Source organism: Stenotrophomonas sp. Ker107b, assembly GCF_053847245.1.
Genome location: NZ_JBSPHX010000002.1, coordinates 1,163,679 through 1,180,436 on the forward strand (window position 1 = coordinate 1,163,679; position 16,758 = coordinate 1,180,436).

At 65.0% G+C, this 16,758-nt stretch carries 12 protein-coding genes and 1 riboswitch; of the genes, 8 read left to right on the forward strand and 4 right to left on the reverse strand.

Annotated elements, in window-relative coordinates; genetic code table 11:
* Window positions 1–166: 166 nt before the first annotated feature.
* Window positions 167–1,081 (reverse strand): IS110 family RNA-guided transposase, encoded by a 915-nt coding sequence (locus ACWV8V_RS14990; protein ID WP_455900100.1) that lies wholly within the window; start codon window positions 1,079–1,081, stop codon window positions 167–169.
* Between the two features lie 483 nt (window positions 1,082–1,564).
* Window positions 1,565–3,133, reverse strand: coding sequence for a BCCT family transporter (locus ACWV8V_RS14995; RefSeq protein WP_259259211.1), 1,569 nt, complete (start codon window positions 3,131–3,133; stop codon window positions 1,565–1,567).
* A 290-nt stretch (window positions 3,134–3,423) separates the two neighbouring features.
* A riboswitch (TPP riboswitch) is annotated at window positions 3,424–3,525 on the forward strand.
* Window positions 3,526–3,666: 141 nt separating this feature from the next.
* On the opposite strand from ACWV8V_RS14995, the gene thiC reads away from it, so the two are divergent.
* From thiC to ACWV8V_RS15020, 5 genes are all read left to right on the forward strand, one after another.
* Window positions 3,667–5,544, forward strand: coding sequence for a phosphomethylpyrimidine synthase ThiC (gene thiC, locus ACWV8V_RS15000; RefSeq protein ID WP_455900101.1), 1,878 nt, complete (start codon window positions 3,667–3,669; stop codon window positions 5,542–5,544).
* Window positions 5,545–5,641: 97 nt separating this feature from the next.
* A complete protein-coding gene (locus ACWV8V_RS15005) occupies window positions 5,642–6,319 on the forward strand; it encodes an ion channel (RefSeq protein WP_259259214.1) in 678 nt (225 codons plus the stop codon).
* A 250-nt stretch (window positions 6,320–6,569) separates the two neighbouring features.
* Complete coding sequence (locus tag ACWV8V_RS15010; RefSeq protein ID WP_455900102.1) at window positions 6,570–8,903, forward strand: winged helix-turn-helix domain-containing protein; 2,334 nt, start codon at window positions 6,570–6,572, stop codon at window positions 8,901–8,903.
* Between the two features lie 114 nt (window positions 8,904–9,017).
* Window positions 9,018–9,899 (forward strand): helix-turn-helix transcriptional regulator, encoded by an 882-nt coding sequence (locus tag ACWV8V_RS15015; protein ID WP_123730264.1) that lies wholly within the window; start codon window positions 9,018–9,020, stop codon window positions 9,897–9,899.
* 68 nt (window positions 9,900–9,967) lie between these two features.
* Window positions 9,968–12,835 (forward strand): TonB-dependent receptor, encoded by a 2,868-nt coding sequence (locus ACWV8V_RS15020; protein WP_259259219.1) that lies wholly within the window; start codon window positions 9,968–9,970, stop codon window positions 12,833–12,835.
* A 154-nt stretch (window positions 12,836–12,989) separates the two neighbouring features.
* Here the strand turns inward: ACWV8V_RS15020 and ACWV8V_RS15025 are convergent, their stop codons facing one another.
* Both ACWV8V_RS15025 and ppa read right to left on the reverse strand, forming a co-directional pair.
* Window positions 12,990–14,111 carry a response regulator gene (locus ACWV8V_RS15025; protein ID WP_259259220.1) on the reverse strand — a complete coding sequence of 374 codons (1,122 nt, stop codon included), beginning with the start codon at window positions 14,109–14,111 and terminating at the stop codon, window positions 12,990–12,992.
* A gap of 153 nt (window positions 14,112–14,264) precedes the next feature.
* Window positions 14,265–14,801 carry an inorganic diphosphatase gene (gene ppa / locus ACWV8V_RS15030; RefSeq protein ID WP_019183821.1) on the reverse strand — a complete coding sequence of 179 codons (537 nt, stop codon included), beginning with the start codon at window positions 14,799–14,801 and terminating at the stop codon, window positions 14,265–14,267.
* Between the two features lie 258 nt (window positions 14,802–15,059).
* Here ppa and ACWV8V_RS15035 point away from each other — a divergent pair, with 258 nt between their 5' ends.
* The 3 genes from ACWV8V_RS15035 (at window position 15,060) to ACWV8V_RS15045 (ending at window position 16,684) form a co-directional block, all read left to right on the forward strand.
* Entirely contained in the window at window positions 15,060–15,554 is a 495-nt protein-coding gene (locus ACWV8V_RS15035) for a hypothetical protein (protein ID WP_259259221.1), read from the forward strand.
* A 35-nt stretch (window positions 15,555–15,589) separates the two neighbouring features.
* Window positions 15,590–16,066, forward strand: a complete 477-nt coding sequence (locus ACWV8V_RS15040; RefSeq protein ID WP_259259222.1) for a hypothetical protein — start codon at window positions 15,590–15,592, stop codon at window positions 16,064–16,066.
* Between the two features lie 120 nt (window positions 16,067–16,186).
* A complete protein-coding gene (locus ACWV8V_RS15045; protein WP_455900103.1) occupies window positions 16,187–16,684 on the forward strand; it encodes an RNA polymerase sigma factor in 498 nt (165 codons plus the stop codon).
* Window positions 16,685–16,758: the final 74 nt, after the last annotated feature.

A 16,758-nucleotide genomic window follows, 5' to 3' on the forward strand; every position in this document is an offset into this window, starting at 1 on the left:
GCTCATGGTCCCGCCAACCCACCCAGGCCGACCCACCCACAATGGGTCGGCGCGCGTGCGAAAGCGGTAGCAACTGTGTTGCTGGAGGAGCTTCAGCCCCCCGGCGGACGGGCACGGTAGTGCCGGCCGCTGGCCGGCAGCCGTTGGAGATGTGCCCCGGCGCGCTTCAAGCGGGGATCGATTCGCTTTGAGCGTCGCGCATCCGGGCGTTGAGGATGACCAGCATCTTGCGCATGACAGCTACCAAGGCGACCTTGCTCGCCTTTCCTTTGGCTTTCAGGGTCGCGTAAAAGTCACGTAGCTTGGGCTCGTAACGGATGGCAGTTAGCGCCGCCATGTAGAGCGCTTCGCGCACTACGGCCCGGCCCCCGGTGATGCTGCGCTTGCCCTGCCAGGTACCGCTCTCGCGGTTCATGGGGGCCAGGCCGACCAGCGAAGCAATGGCCTTGCTCTCCAGTGTTCCCAGCTCCGGCAGTTCGCAGGCCAAGGTGCTGACCAGGATCGGCCCAGCGCCTTTAAGCGTTCCGATGTTCTTCCAGCCCGGCTGCGCGGCGCGCTGCTCGGCCATGGCCTTGTCCAGCTGTTTAAGATCTTCGGACAGCTGGGCAAGAGGGCGCTGCTTGATCGTGATCAGGACTGGATCGGTCAGCTGCCGCAAGCGCTGCATCTCGCTGACGCGCATCTGCACCAGATGACGACGGCACTGCGCAAATTCGGCCAAACGCCGCTGCCACGGCGCCGGTGGCACGTAGCGGGTGAGCGGTAAAAGGTGCGCCATCTGCGCCAGCACGGCTGCGTCGAGTCGATCGGTTTTGGCAGCACGTCCCGTAGCTTGGGCGAAGCGGCGTGCCCGAGCGGGATTGATGCGGACCATCGGAAGCCCAGCCTCGTGCAAAGCCTCCAGGGCGGCACGCTCGTAGCCGCCGCTGGCTTCCAGAACGACCTGCGTGATGGGCCATTGTTTCAGCCATTGAATCAGCCGCACAAAGCCGCGCTTATCGTTGCTGAATTGGTCAAACGCCTGTTCATGGACGGCCACATCCAGCGTGGCCTGACTTACATCGATCCCGATCCCATACATGGCAGAACTCCGCTAGGCTGACAGGGTCGAGAGCTCCCCCCGCTTGCCCAGTCTTATCAGTCCGAGCGCCAACTCGATCAACTGTTCGGGCGGATCAGGGAGAAACCGGCGTGGGGACCCAAGCTACCGAGCGGTCGCAAGACCTGGAGCCACACGGTCGCCCACGCCGGGCTCTCGGCACCTAAAGTGCCAGATCGGCAAGAGATAAGAGCCACGCCATGCGTGGCTCCTTTTTCCTCAACGATGATCCGATGCGTCAGGTGCACGCTGCTGTGCCGAGCGTTGCTCGGCGGCTTTACCAGAACCACCTTAAAACTGTGAGCGGGACGGGGCGGGTGGGTTGTCGGGACCATGAGCGCCATGGATGGCGCGACATGAGCCTCCATGGACGGATTCACGGCGTGTCCCGCCAACCCTCCCGCCCCGGCCCGCCCATCGATAGCTCGGCAAGCGAGGTGCTCTAGGCGGCCATGCAGACCCACCCTAAGGCGCCCGAGCCGCCTCATCGCGCGTCTCTTCCTGCGCCGCGATCTCCCGCTCGATCCACTCATCCATCAACCGCCGCGCGCGCTGCGCACGGCGCCGCTGCAGCGCATGCTCCATATCCAGCACCCGGTACAACGACCACATCACCGCCAGCATCAACAACGCAAACGGCAGTGCCGCGATCGTGATCATCCCCTGCAGCGCATTGAGACCGCCGGCCAACAAGAGTACGCCCGCGATCAACGCAATCGCCACGCCCCACACCATCCGGCGCGCCAGCGGCGGATCACCGGACTCCTCCGTCGACATCGTCGCCAGCACGAGCACCGCCGAATCGGCCGAGGTCACGAAGAAGATCATCAACAGCACCAGCGCGATCACCGACAGCACCGTCGGCATCGGCAGGCTGTCGAACATCGTGAACAACACCGTCTCGTAGCCATTGCCCAGCGCCTGCGCCAGATCCACGTGGCCGAAGATCTGCGACCACAGCGCCGTGCCACCGAATACCGAGAACCACAAAAAGCCCAGCACGCTCGGCGCGATCACCACGCCCAGCACGAACTCGCGGATGCTGCGCCCACGCGAGACGCGCGCGATGAACGAGCCCACGAACGGCGCCCACGCGATCCACCAGGCCCAGTAGAAGATCGTCCAGTCCGCCACCCACGTGCTGCCCGAGAACGGCGACATGCGCAGGCTCATCGTCACCAGTGAATTGAGGTACGAGCCGATCGTCGTGGTGAACGTATCGAAGATGAAACCGGTCGGCCCCAGTACGAGGATCAGCGCGAGCAGCAACGCCGCCAGACCGAGATTGAAATTCGACAACCACTTGATGCCGCGGTGCACGCCACTGGTGGTGGAGGCCATGTACAGCACGAACGCCACCGCGATGATGGTCAGCTGCACCGGCACCGAGGCCTGGATACCGAACACGCGCTCAAGGCCGGCCGCGATCTGGATCGTGCCGAAGCCCAGCGTCGTGGCAACACCGATCGCCGTGGCGACCACGGCGGCGACGTTGACCACCGTGCCCATCCAGCCACGGTGATGCGCGCCGATGATCGGCTGCAGCAGATCGCTGATCAGCCCGCGGCCGTTGCGGTTGAACTGGAACCAGGCCATCGCCAGGCCGATCAGCGCATAGATCGCCCACGGATGCAGGCCCCAATGGAAGAACGCGTAGCGCATCGATGCGCGCGCCGCCTCCATGCTCTGCGGTGCCAGTCCTTCCGGTGGCTTCACGAAGTGCGAGATCGGTTCGGCCGCGCCCCAGAACACCAGGCCGATGCCCATGCCGGCGGCGAACAACATCGACATCCAGCTCGCATTGGAAAAATCAGGCTCGGCGTCCTCGCCGCCGATGCGCAGCGAACCGAAGCGGCCGAAGGCCAGGTACATCAGGAACGACAGCGTGATGAACACCACCAGCAGATACAGCCAGCCGGTACTGCGGATGATGGTGGACAGGCCGCTCTGGACGACCTCGTTGAAGGGGCCCGGCGCGAGGCCGGCGATCAGCACCAGCAGTGCGACCAGTGCGATGGAAATGCGGAACACCATGCAGGCGTGTCTCCGATCAGTAGGGGCGAGCCGAGGCTTGCAATCTCCAGCGGCACAACGGCAACGACTGGGGCGGATCAAGCCGGTCGAGGCCGGTCAGTACGGACGTCAATGGCGTCGAGCAGAGCGCGGTGTGCACGCAATCGGGAGGCTACCCCCTGACCGCACCGCATACCGCGCTGCAGCATGGTAGTGCATGGCGTGTCGGTGCTCTGTTCACATGCACAGGCCGATCACGTTGGCGTGCGGCTTGGCGGTGCGCCCGTGGGCGCCGCTTTGTGCTCTAATTCGCCCCGAAGCGGGGGTACCGCGGCCCAGTGGCCAAGGTTGAGACAGTCCCTTCGAACCTGATCCGGTTGATACCGGCGTAGGGAAGCTTCGCATCTGCAGATGCATTGCGCCGTAGGGCCACCGCGCCCGGAGACCGCCCGCGATCCGTCCGTCGAGCGCCGCCGTTTCGTCCCTCCCATGCGAATCCCTCGCATAGAACCGCACAGTCCCTGTGCGGGGATTGAACCTAGGACGATGCCTCGATGAACGCACAGCTCTCCGCCCTGCAGCAACAGGCCCAGCAACTCTCCGAATCGGTCACCCGGCCGATTCCCGGCTCGCACAAGATCCACGTGCAGGGCTCGCGCCCCGATCTGCAGGTGCCCATGCGCGAGATCACCCTGACCCGCACGCCCACCTTGTTCGGTGGCGAAGAGAACGCGCCGGTCACCGTGTACGACACCTCCGGCCCGTACACCGATCCGGCTGTCGCCATCGACCTCTCCGCCGGTCTGCCTGCGCTGCGCGCCGCCTGGGTAGCCGAGCGCGGCGATACCGAGGTGCTGGAAGGCCTGAGCTCGGCATTCGGCCGTTCGCGTGAGACCGATGCACGGCTCGATGCGGTGCGCTTCCCCGCGCGGTTGCAGCCACGCCGTGCGCGGGCAGGCGCCAACGTCACCCAGATGCACTACGCACGCCGCGGCATCATCACGCCGGAAATGGAGTTCGTGGCGATCCGCGAGAACCAGCGGCTCGATGCGATCGGCGACGCCGCACTGCTGAAGCAGCATCCCGGCGAGTCCTTCGGCGCCTCGATCCCCAGGATCATCACCCCCGAGTTCGTCCGCGATGAGATCGCGCGTGGCCGTGCCGTGCTGCCCAACAACATCAACCACCCGGAAAGCGAGCCGATGATCATCGGCCGCAACTTCCTGACCAAGATCAACGCCAACATCGGCAACAGCGCGGTGTCCTCGGGCATTGCCGAGGAGGTGGAAAAGCTCGTCTGGGCGATCCGCTGGGGCGGCGATACCGTGATGGACCTGTCCACCGGCAAGCACATCCATGAAACGCGCGAATGGATTCTGCGTAATTCGCCGGTGGCAATCGGGACGGTGCCGATCTACCAGGCGCTGGAGAAGGTTGATGGCCGTGCCGAGGAACTGAACTGGGCGATCTTCCGCGACACGCTGATCGAGCAGGCCGAGCAGGGCGTGGACTACTTCACCATCCACGCCGGGGTCCTGCTGCGTTACGTGCCGCTGACCGCCCGGCGCGTGACCGGCATCGTCTCGCGCGGTGGCTCGATCATGGCCAAGTGGTGCCTGGCGCATCACAAGGAGAACTTCCTCTACACGCACTTCGAGGACATCTGCGAGATCATGAAGGCCTACGACGTGACCTTCTCGCTGGGTGACGGCCTGCGCCCGGGCTGCATCGCCGATGCCAACGATGCCGCGCAGTTCGGCGAGCTGGAGACGCTGGGCGAGCTGACGAAGATCGCGTGGAAGCATGATGTGCAGACCATGATCGAAGGCCCCGGCCACGTGCCGATGCAGCTGATCAAGGAGAACATGGACAAGCAGCTGCGCGAGTGCGGTGAAGCCCCGTTCTACACGCTGGGCCCACTGACCACCGATATCGCGCCGGGCTACGACCACATCACCAGTGCGATCGGTGCGGCGATGATCGGCTGGTACGGCACCGCGATGCTCTGCTATGTCACCCCGAAGGAACACCTGGGCCTGCCCAATCGGCAGGACGTGCACGATGGCATCATGGCGTATCGCATTGCCGCGCACGCCTCGGACCTGGCCAAGGGCCACCCCGGCGCGCAGGTCCGCGACAACGCGTTGAGCAAGGCACGTTTCGAATTCCGCTGGGAGGACCAGTTTCACCTGGGGCTGGATCCGGAGAAGGCCAAGGAGTTCCATGACGAGACCCTGCCCAAGGACGCGCACAAGCTCGCCCACTTCTGCTCGATGTGCGGCCCGCACTTCTGTTCGATGAAGATCACCCAGGACGTGCGTGACTATGCGGCGGGGCAGGGCCTGGATGCACAGCAGGCCTTGGAGGCCGGCATGGCCGAGAAGTCCGCGCAGTTCCGCGACCTCGGCGCCGAGGTGTATCGCCAGGAGTGATGTGGCGGCCGGGGCAGTGCGCGCCGCCCCGGCCATCATCCGCCGCCCGCGCAATTCCCGCTAAGCTCGGCGCGACCAGGCAGGGGCGGGGACGACGATGGCGATAGCACGCAGCACCAAATGGCTGGCCATCGCGCGCCGGCATCCCTCTGCCTGGCTGTTGGCCGTGCAACTGCTCGGCGTGTTGTTGTACCCCGCGATGGATGAGGCCGGCGCCAGTCGCGCGCTGTTTGGTGCGTTCGGCATCGCCGTGCTCGGCCTGGCCCTGTGGGTGGTGCGGCGCAGCCCGCTCGGGATGTGGGTGGCATTGCTGCTGGCCATTCCCTCGGTAGTGTTTTCCATCTCAGGCGCTCTATTGGCGCGCCCGGCGCTGGTCACCACCGCGCAGCTGCTCGAATGCCTGCTGTATTTCTATACGGCCGGCAGCCTGATCGCCTACATGCTCCAGGACCACAAGGTGACCCGTGATGAGCTGTTCGCGGCGGGGGCGACCTTCACGCTGCTGGCGTGGGCTTTCGCCTTCGCCTTCTCGGTGTGCCAGCAGTGGTATCCAGGCAGTTTCATGGCCACCAGCGAGACGGAACTGCGTACCTGGATGGAGTTGCTTTATCTCAGCTTCAGCTTGCTGTCCGGGGTGGGACTCAGTGATGTGGTGCCGGTCCATCCCCAAGCACGGGCATTGGTGATGCTGGAGCAGTTTGCAGGCGTGATGTACGTCGCATTGGTGGTGTCGCGCCTGGTCGGATTGACCATGATCCGGCGCATACAAAACTGAATCGCACATAAAAAATTCGCGCCCGCAGGCGCGAATGCTGAATCAGTTTATGTAATTTCGTCGGCGAGAGAGAGCCTGATGTTGGCCGCACGCACAGCTGCGGTTAACCCACATAGGCTAGTATTCGCGGCCTTCAGTGGTTTTGCGCTTTGCGCTGATGGTTTGTGCGGAATCTGGCGGTTCGTTCGATCGGTGTCGATTGTGATGAATGCTGCGTTCCAGTAGTCCTGCATTCACTCGTGTCACCGGAATGATCAACAACGACAGTGAGCGACCCGCCGCCGATGTAGTCCGAATCGGCGATTGCACCGTAGTACTTTCCTCCCGGGAAGTCATGGTGGTGGGCGTGCGTCGCCCGCGTCGTCTCACTCCGAAGGCACTGGGTGTCTTGAAGGCGCTGATGCGCTCGCCCGGTACCGTGGTGACGCGCGATGAACTGTTCGCCGAGGTGTGGCCCGATACGCTGCCCACCAATGACGTGCTGACCCAGGCCGTCACCCAGTTGCGCAAAGCCTTCGCCACTGACGAAGACGCCGGCACCATGTACATCGAGACCATCGCCAAGACCGGTTACCGCCTGCTGGTACCCGTGAGCGTGGTCGACGAGGCGCGTGGACTGGCCGAGACGGAAGAGGCCGGTGCTGACGTCATCAGCGACGACGGTGTACCTCGCCCCGTCACCGGTGTGCCCGCCAAGCGTGTCGACAGCCCGATGCGCCGGCGCTGGCGCCGCATCCGCCGGTATGTGCTGCTGGCGATCGGCCTGACGATGATGATCGCGCTGCTGGTCATGGCCGCCCTGCTGGTGCAGCGCGAGCGGCCTGCAACGGCGGTGGAAGCGGCGGTGGAAGACGGCACGCGCGTGATCGGCAGCCCGGAACGGCCCTATCGCCTGATCACCGCCTCGGCCGGCTTTGAAACGTACCCCACCTTGTCTCCGGATGGTTCGCAGGTTGCCTACGAAGCCGGCATGCCGTCGCGCGAAGGCAACGTCATCAAGGTCCAGACCTCGGGCAATGCGCCGGCGCGGGTGCTGATGGATACCCCGGACACCTATTCGGACCGGTTCCCCAACTGGTCGCCCAACGGCCGTGATATCGCCTTCGCGCGGTTTGGCCCGGACGGCAGCTGTGAAGTCCTCATCGCCAGCGCCACCGGCGGCGCACTGCGCCACGTCACCCGTTGCGATGGCACCGAGCTGCTCAGTTTCGACTGGACCCCGGACGGCCGCGGCCTGCTGTTCGGCTCACTGTCGGGCAAGTACGCGCACCGTGGCATCCGCACCTTCAACCTGGCCAGTGGCAGTTGGAGCGCCCTGGACTACGACATGGACCCGGACAGCTTCGAATACGCCCCGCGTTATTCCCCGGATGGGCGTTGGATCGTGTTCGTGCGCAATCCCCAGGTCGGCGATCTGTGGCGGATCCCGGCCGGGGGTGGGGTGCCGGAACAACTGACCAACGATTCGGCGGAGATCCGTGGCTGGGCCTGGCGCAGCGACAGCCGCCACATCGTGTTCGGCCGCCGCGTCGACAGCGAAGCGCGCTTGTATGAACTGGATACGCGCACGCATACGCTGCGCGACCTGGGGCTGGACGATGCGCAGTCACCGGCGTTGTCGCGCAGCAACAACATGTTGGCCTTCATGCATCGGCGTGCGCAGTTCGGCTTGTTCAAGGTGCCGATCGGCGCCGATGGCCCGGGCGTGCCCGAACGCCTGTTCGCCTCCGGTGGCCGCGATGCGCAGCCGATGATCGCGCCGGATGGCCGCCAATTGGTCTTCAGTTCCAATCGCTCCGGCAGCTACTCCTTGTGGTGGGCCGACCTGCAGCGTGCCGAATCACTGCGCCCGATCGAGGGCCTGCGCCCGGAAACCCGCCAGATCCCGGACTGGTCGCGCGACAGCCGCCACCTGCTGGTGCTGGGGCGCGATGAGCATGCCAATCCGGCCGTGTTCGAAGTCTCACCGCGTGATGAGCAGATCGTGCGGCTGGCGGTGCCGGCAGCGCAGCCGCTGCAGGCGCTGTACGGACAGCAGTCCAACCAGATGCTGGTGGTCGAGCGCGATCGGGATGAACGCATGCGCTTGTCCCTGTTTGATCGCACCACGACGCCGTGGCGGTTGTTGGGCAGCATCGAGGGCGTATCCCAGGCGCGCTATGACGCGGCCGGCGAACGTGTGCTGTTCACCCGGTTGTCGGCCAGCGGACTGTGGTCGGCCGATGCGGCGTTGACGCCGCAGAGCATCCGCCAGGTTCGTGGCGACCAGCCGTCACGCTGGCGCTATCGGTCCTGGGCGGTGTCCGGCGATGGGCAGATCGATTACCTGTCCAATCGGGCCGATTGCGCAACGGCGTTTGCCCGGCTCAGTGCGGCATCGAGCGACACCACGCACTGTCTGGACGCCGAGCGGCTCGGCACGGGCAACGGATTCAGCGCCAGCCCGGACGGCAGTGCCGTGTATGTGGCCCTGGCAGTGGCCGACGGCTCCGACATCGGCATCATGAGCCTGCCCGAGCCGACCACCTCGTTCTTCCCGGCATTCTCCAACCTCATGTTTATGAAGGGAAAAGATCCTTCGTAAGTTCTTCGTGAGGTTGTCGTGGCGAATTCGGATCAATCTCGCCAAGACGTCCTGAGAGAAGTGGCCTGACTTGGCAAAACTGCACGCCAGCAAAGGCAAACACACGGTGCAGTCATGCGTCAGCTCTCCCTGGCCGATCGCGGTCAATCTCTCTCCCTGGACAAGATCGCCGACGACGGCGTGCTGCCGAGTTGTCTCGGGGTTGCTCGCCTGGGCAGCCTGCAGACGGCCGGCACGACGTTCACGGTCTGGATGCAGGTGCGTGGCAGCGCGTGGGTTGAATCCAAGGAGGGCAAGTTCCGTCTGCGCCAGCGCGAGTGGATCGCTTTCGAGAAAGACTCCAAGCCGATGGTGCAGGCCGGACGTGATGGGCTGTGCATCGGCCTGAGCCTGTCGCCCGATGCGCTGCGTGCGCTGGGTGAACTGGTCGACTGCAACCTCTATGCCGGCCGCGGCACCATGACGCGCGGTGAGATGCGGGTGGCGATGCGCCTGTGGCGCGACGCGCTGGACAGCGACCGCCCGATGCAGGCCCTGCGTCCGGCCCTGCTGCACCTGGCCGCCCTGCAGCAGGGCATGGCCACGGGCGTGCAGCGCTGCCCCGGCCGTTCGCGCAGCCGCAAGCGTCAGGTGTTCGGTCGCATGCAGCGTGCGCGCCTCTATCTGGAAGGCAACAGCCACCGCGTGGTCCGCATCGGTGAACTGGCCGAACTTACCAACTTCTCCAGCTGGTACCTTTCCAAGACGTTCCAGAGCCTGTATGCAGAGAGTCCGCAATCGCTCTCCGCGCGGCTGCGACTGGAGCGTGCGGCCGATCTGCTGCGCGACACCGACATGATGGTGGGTGAGGTTGCCGCGGCCAGTGGATTTGACAACTGCTGCAGCTTCGCACGGGCGTTTCGAGCCCGTTTTGGGCTGTCCGCGTCACGCTACCGTGAGGCAGGTGCGAACCTGTCGCCAGACTCGGCAAAGCCATTGGTTGCATCACGCAAATAATTAACTGCAACGCAATCGTAACTTTCCGAGGCGGTTTAACACGCTACTAACGTACCTCGGAGAGATAAATGAATTTTCGTACTCCCGCAGTGCGGCTGGGCCTTCTGCCCGCCGGCATTGCGCTTGCGCTGACGCCGACCTTCGCTTCCGCACAGGAAGCCAAGGGCGCGACCGACCTGGATCGCATTGAAGTCACTGGTTCGCGCATTCGCGGCGCCTCGATGGAGACCCAGCAGCCGATCCTGACCCTGAGCCGTGAGAACCTGGAAAAGCAGGGCTACACCTCGGTCGCAGACGTGCTGCAGAACCTGACCTCGGCCGGCTCGCCGGCCATCTCGCGCGCTGACGCACTGTCCTCCGGCGAAAACGTCGGTGGCTACTACGTCGATCTGCGCAACCTCGGCGCACAGCGCACGCTGGTGCTGATGAACGGCAAGCGCCTCGGCGCCACCACCGCCGGCTACCAGGATCTGAGCCAGATCCCGATGTCGGCTGTGGAGCGCATTGAAGTGCTGAAGGATGGCGCGTCCGCCATCTACGGTTCGGACGCCATTGCCGGCGTGGTCAACGTGATCACCCGCAAGCGCTTCGACGGTGCTGAAGCCAGCGTCTACGTCGGCCAGTACGGCCGCGGCGACGGCGACACCAACACCTACTCGTTCACCCTGGGCTCGGAAGGCGAGCGCGGTGGCGTGACCCTGTCGGCCGAATACTCCAAGCAGGATCCGGTGTGGGCCAAGGACCGTTGGTTCAGCCGTGATGGCGGCCTGGGTCCGAACTCGACCCCGGAAGACTGGAGCGCACTGAGCCAGAACAGCACCTGGTGCGACCCGCGCGTGTGGGGCAACTGCAAGCCGCGTGCGGCTGGCCAGCCGCAGCCGGAGTGGTTCACCCTGAACCAGGGTGGCAATCCGACCAACTCGGCCGATTACCACGAGCTGACCCCGGAAGAGTATTCCAACGCCAACCAGCAGATGATGGTGCAGACCGGCGTCGAGCGTAAGTCCGTGTACGTCAACGGCAACTACGATCTGACCGACTCGATCACCTTCAACGCCGACCTGCTGTACAACCAGCGCACCACCGATCAGCAGATCGCCGGTTACCCGTACCAGTCGTTGTCGTTCGGCACCCCGCTGTCGGGCGCCAGCGCCTTCAGCCCGGTTCCGGGCCAGGACGTCGAGTTCCGTCGTCGCCTGTGGGAAGTGCCGCGTACCACGGTCAATGACCTGAAGACCCTGCGCTTCGCCCCGACCTTGAACGGCTACTTCGAAGTTGCCGGCAAGACCTGGGATTGGGACGTCGGCGCGCTGTGGAACCGCAACGAGCTGACCAAGACCGGTCACGGCGACATGAGCCTGATCGCGTCCGAGCAGGCCCTGGGCCCGTCGTTCATCAACGGCCAGAACATCGCGCAGTGCGGTACCGCTGCCAATCCGATCGAGCTGGGCGCCTGCCGTCCGTGGAACCCGCTGCTGCCGTACGGCGTGGCTGGCCAGGGTTCGCTGTCCGATCCGGACCTGCAGAACTTCCTGTTCCCGACCTACACCGACACCGGCGTCACCAAGACCACCAGCTTCACGGCCAACCTCTCCGGTTCGATCATCGATCTGCCGGCCGGTGAACTCGGCGTGGCGATGGGCTATGAGCACCGCAAGGAAGAAGGCACCTTCGTGCCGGACGCCTTCCGCCAGTCGGGCCGCAGCACGGGTCTGGCCTCGACCACGACCTCGGGCGACTACAGCCTGGATGAGTTCTACCTCGAACTGAATGTGCCGATCCTGTCGGACATGGCGTTCGCCAAGGAACTGACCTTCAACGCTGCCAGCCGCTACTCGGACTACAGCAACTTCGGTGACACCATCAACTCCAAGTTCGGCCTGGTGTGGCGTCCGATCGACGAGCTGCTGGTCCGTGCGACCTACGCTGAAGGCTTCCGTGCTCCGACCATCGACGATCTGTACGGTGGCCAGAACTCCAGCTTCGAGCGTTACACCGATCCGTGCGGTTCGACCGCAGCGGGCAGCGTTGCCGGCAATGCTGCCTGCACCGCGGCGGGCGTCTCGCCGTCGTACGTGCAGGTTGGCCAGGGCGGTACGCCCTGCAGCACCTTCCCGTGCGCGACCCCGGACCAGTTCATCAGCGGCTCGAACTCCGAGCTCCGCCCGGAAACCTCCACGAGCAAGACCGCTGGTCTGGTCTGGAGCCCGCGCTGGGTGCAGGGTCTGGACATCTCGCTGGATTGGTACCGTTACGAGATCAAGGACATGATCATCGCTGACAGCGTTGATCGCATCCTGCGTGACTGCTACGTGCTCGGCAATGCCGCCCGTTGCGAAGGCGTGTCGCGTGCGGCCGATGGCCACATCGACGCACTGACCTACGGCCTGGCCAACCTGGGCTCGATGGAAACCGAAGGTTACGACCTGGGCGTCAAGTATCGTCTGCCGGAACTGTCCATCGGCAAGATCAGCCTGGATTGGCAGACCAGCTACCTGGCCAAGTACGACGAAGCTGGCCAGAACTCGGCGGGTGACAACATCACCATCGGCCGCGTCGGCGAAGCCGGCCTGTTCCGCGTCCGCTCGAACCTGGGTGTGAACTGGGAGCTGGGTGACTTCGGCGTCAACTGGACCGCTCGTTACTACTCGGGCATGAAGGAAAGCTGCATCACCGAGGCCGAAGGCTGGTGTGATGCTCCGAACCACATGGCCAATGGCGAGTCCGATCCGCTGCGTCACACCGGTTCCAACACGTTCCATGACGTGCAGGTCAGCTGGAATGCGCCGTGGGATGCCACCATCGCTGTTGGCGCGAACAACGTGTTCGACCATCGCGGTGCGCTGATGTACTCGGCCCCGAACTCGAGCTTCGCCTACTACGGTGGCTTCGACGTCGGTCGCTTCCTGTACATGAAGTACACCCAGCGCTTCTGATCCATCGAAGCATTGGTGCAGACAAAGGAGGGCGGGCCGCAAGGTCCGCCCTCTTTTCGTTGTGGATCCACCAACAGGTGTGGATCCACGAACCGCTGAAACGACGATGGCGCGCCACCTGGGCGCGCCATCGTTGTCACACAGCATTGAATGCTCAGGCGTCGGCGGCGACCAGCCCCATCAGTGCATTGGCATGTTCACGCCACAGCGGCAACTTGTTCAGCACGCCCGCGCGCTGCAGGTACTCCTCATCGACCGGGTCGCCGTTGATCAGCGCCAGCGCCACATGCACCGCACCGGTCACCCAGAAGCTGCGGGTGTTGGACTTCTGTGGCTGCAGGTGGAACGCCACCGCCTCGATGATCGGCATCGGCAGGCCCCACAGGCCGAGCAGGTAGGCGCCGGCCTCGGCGTGGCCGGGACGGTCGTCAGCGGCATCGGCCGGCGCGGTGCGCTCATTGCGCACGCCGGGCAGCAGCAGGCCGATGTCGGCCAGCAGGGCCGCGGTGGCACCCAGTTCCGCGCTGGACTCCGGCAACAGCTTGGCGGCCAGGCGCGAGGCCAGCAGCGCGCGCTGTTGCAGCGAGTTGCGCTCGGCGCCGGACAGCGGCTGGGCGGAGAACACTTCGCTGGCCAGGACCAGGTCGCGCAGGGTCGACAGTCCCAGCCGGGTTACGGCGGTGCGCAGGTCGGAAATGATCCGGCCGTTGTTGAAGAACGCCGAATTGGACAACTGCAGCACTTTGGCGGCGATGGCCGGATCGGCTGAGACCAGCTTGGCCACGTCGGCGGTGTTGGTGTCGTCGTCGTGTTCCAGCGCCTGGGTCAGCGACAGGTAAAGGTGGGGCGGGGAGGGCAGCTTCTCGATCCGGCCGATGGCGCTGCGCAGGCGCGCGCTGTCGAGCAGTTCGCGCAGCTCTTCCAGGCTGGTCAATGCTTCCAGCAGGACTTCCGGGGCCAGTGGCATAGGCAGGAAGCGATGAGCCACGCCGATCAGGCGTGCCGGCGGCGGGCGGGTGCCGTGCTCGGCATCCACCAGGGCAATGCGGATGGTCTCAGGGCGCAGGGTCCGGATCTGGCCGAGCAGCGTGGTGGCATTGAGGTCCGGCAACTGCGGACACACGATCACCGCATCGACCGGCGAGGCGGCGACGATGCCCATGGCGCTGTGGCCATCGATGGCGGTCAGTGGCTGCCACTCTTCCCCAAGATCGGCAATGAATTCCAACAGCTCAGCCGACAGGCTGGCTTCGTCCCCAACAAGCAGAATGCGCACGACACGGTCCCCTGGCTGACCACGGTGAAACGCACCGTGGACGGTGTTAAGAGACGCAATGTACCCAATCCGGCACGAATAGTGATGTGCCGCATTGAAAAAACGTGATGCGCATCGCTCCGGCAGTGTGCGCCGGAGCGATGTCGTTCAGTCTCAGGCGATGTTGCCGAGGTAGCGCTGGTGGGCTTCCACCAGGATTTTCTTGGCTTCGGCGGCGCCGCCCCAGCCATCCAGCTTGACCCACTTGCCCTTCTCCAGATCCTTGTAGTGCTCGAAGAAGTGGCCGATGCGCTCCAGCCAGTGGCTGGACACCTGCTCGATGTCTTCGACGTGGGCGTAGCCACTGAACACCTTGGAGATCGGCACGGCCAGGATCTTCTCGTCGCTGCCGGCTTCATCGCTCATTTTGAGCACGCCGACCGGACGGCAACGCACCACCGAGCCCGGGACCAGCGGCAGCGGCAGGACCACCAGCACGTCGGCCGGATCACCGTCGCCGCACAGGGTGCTCGGCACGTAGCCGTAGTTGCAGGGGTAGCGCATCGGGGTGGAGAGGATGCGGTCGACGAAGATCGCGCCGGTTTCCTTGTCCACTTCGTACTTCACCGGCTCGGAATCCTTCGGGATTTCGATGATGACGTTGATTTCTTCCGGCGGGTTCTTGCCCGGCGAAACGAGTTCCAGACCCATGGGTGTGCTCCAGCTGAGAGGGGGTAGGGCGCAAAGTCCGCCATTTTAGGCCCATTGGCGGCCAGCGTGCAGCGGTCGTGCCGCCGATGGGTCGATCCGCGGCGGGCGCGGCCCAGGAAGGTCAGCCTGCGCGCGGGACGGGGGGGCAGACCCCCACAGGGCGGTGCCACCAATCCCGACCCTGCCCCGGGCAGAGCGCCGATGGTTGCGCCTGGCCGAGCGGTCGATCATGGCCATGAACCCGCTTGGAGGATGGTGATGACCCTGACAACTCGGATGGCCTGCCTGTCGATGGCGCTCGTCCTGTCCCTCACGGCGGTGGCCGGGGAGGCCCGTGCCCGCAGTGGTGCGTACGTGGATCTGGTCGACTACCCCTACAACGAAGCCAACTGGGACCGCTTCTACGATCTCCAGGATCATCTGACACGGCAGTTCCATGACCTCTGCGGCGATACGTACTGCGAAGGTGAATTCAGCAATCACATCGTCCTGCAGTTCCGCTGCTCGGTACACGCGCCCAGTGGAAGCGTCGCGTCCTGCGCGCTGGTCATCGCGGCCGGCAATCTGGAGGTGGAGCCGACCACCGGCGAGGTAGTGCCGGACAGCCGTACCTGGGCGTGCGCGGCGCCATTGGCGCCCCATACCTCCGTGGAAGCGCTGCATACCGCACTCGGGCGACGTGACGCATTGACCCGGCCGCTTCCGGGCACACACCGATCCATGCACGACGCGCTGTTCGAGTGCCTCAACTGAGCCTGCGCTTCCCCAACGCCGTACAGGAGACACCCATGAAACCGATCTTCCCGAGCGCTCTGCTGGTGCTGGCAGTCTGCAGCCTCCCGATGGACGGCCGTACCGCGGAGACCTTCATCGACGCGCGGACCTACCCGACCCAGGCCGCGGGCTGGGAGCGCTTCCGTGCGGTGGAAGCCCGCTTGGTCCGGGGCTTCAACGACCTCTGTGGCGACACGTTCTGCGAAGGTGAGTATCACAACCTTCAGGCGCTGCGTTTTCGCTGCTCGGTCGAGGCCGCCAGCGGACGGGTGCAGGAATGCGTGTGGACGTTCACCGGCAGCACCGCGCGCGTGGACACTGCGACGGGCCGTATCGCGGTGGACGCGCGGACGTGGGCCTGCCGCGCGCCGCTGGCGGCCACCACGCTGCTGCCCGTCCTGCTGCAGGCGCTGGAGCAGGACGATGCCTTGCATGTGGCGTTGCCCGGAACCCCCGACAGCATCTACGACGGACTGACGGCGTGCCTCTAGGGGCGCGTCGTCACATCGAAATCCCGCGCAGTTCAAACGTGACTCATTCTCATTTGCGGAGTAACATGCCGCGGCTTACGGATGGCCGTCTTCCTGCGGTCCCGCTACGTGCATCGGCCCATGTCCTCCAACGCCACCCTCACCGAGCTGTTGATCCGCGAGCGCCCGGCGCTGCTGCGCCTGGTCCAGCGCATCCTGGGCAGTGACGGCGGCGCCGAAGATGTGATCCAGTCCATCTGGTTCAAGGCGCGTGGCGTGGATAGCGGCCAGCCGATCCGCAATCCCCGCGCCTATCTCTATCGTTTGGCGGTGAATCTGGCTACGGATCACGGCCGTGAGCGCACGCGGCGCACGCGACTGCTTGCCGAGCATTACCTGTGGGGACCGGACGAAGTGCTCTCCACCGAAGAGCAGGTCATGGCGCAGGACGAACTGCAGCGCGTGCTGGAGGCGGCCGAGCATCTGCCCGAGCCGACCCGCACCATCTTCCGGCTCAACCGCCTGCAGGGCATGACCCAGGCGGACATCGCCAGGCGCCAGGGGGTGTCGGTAACGACCGTGGAGAATCATGTGCGCAGCGCACTGCAACGACTGGCCTGGGCACGCAGTGGCCGCTGAAGCGCGCTGATATCCGACTTGGGGATACACGTCTGCCGACCGTCTTGATCATAATGGCGTGTTGACTGCGTCCA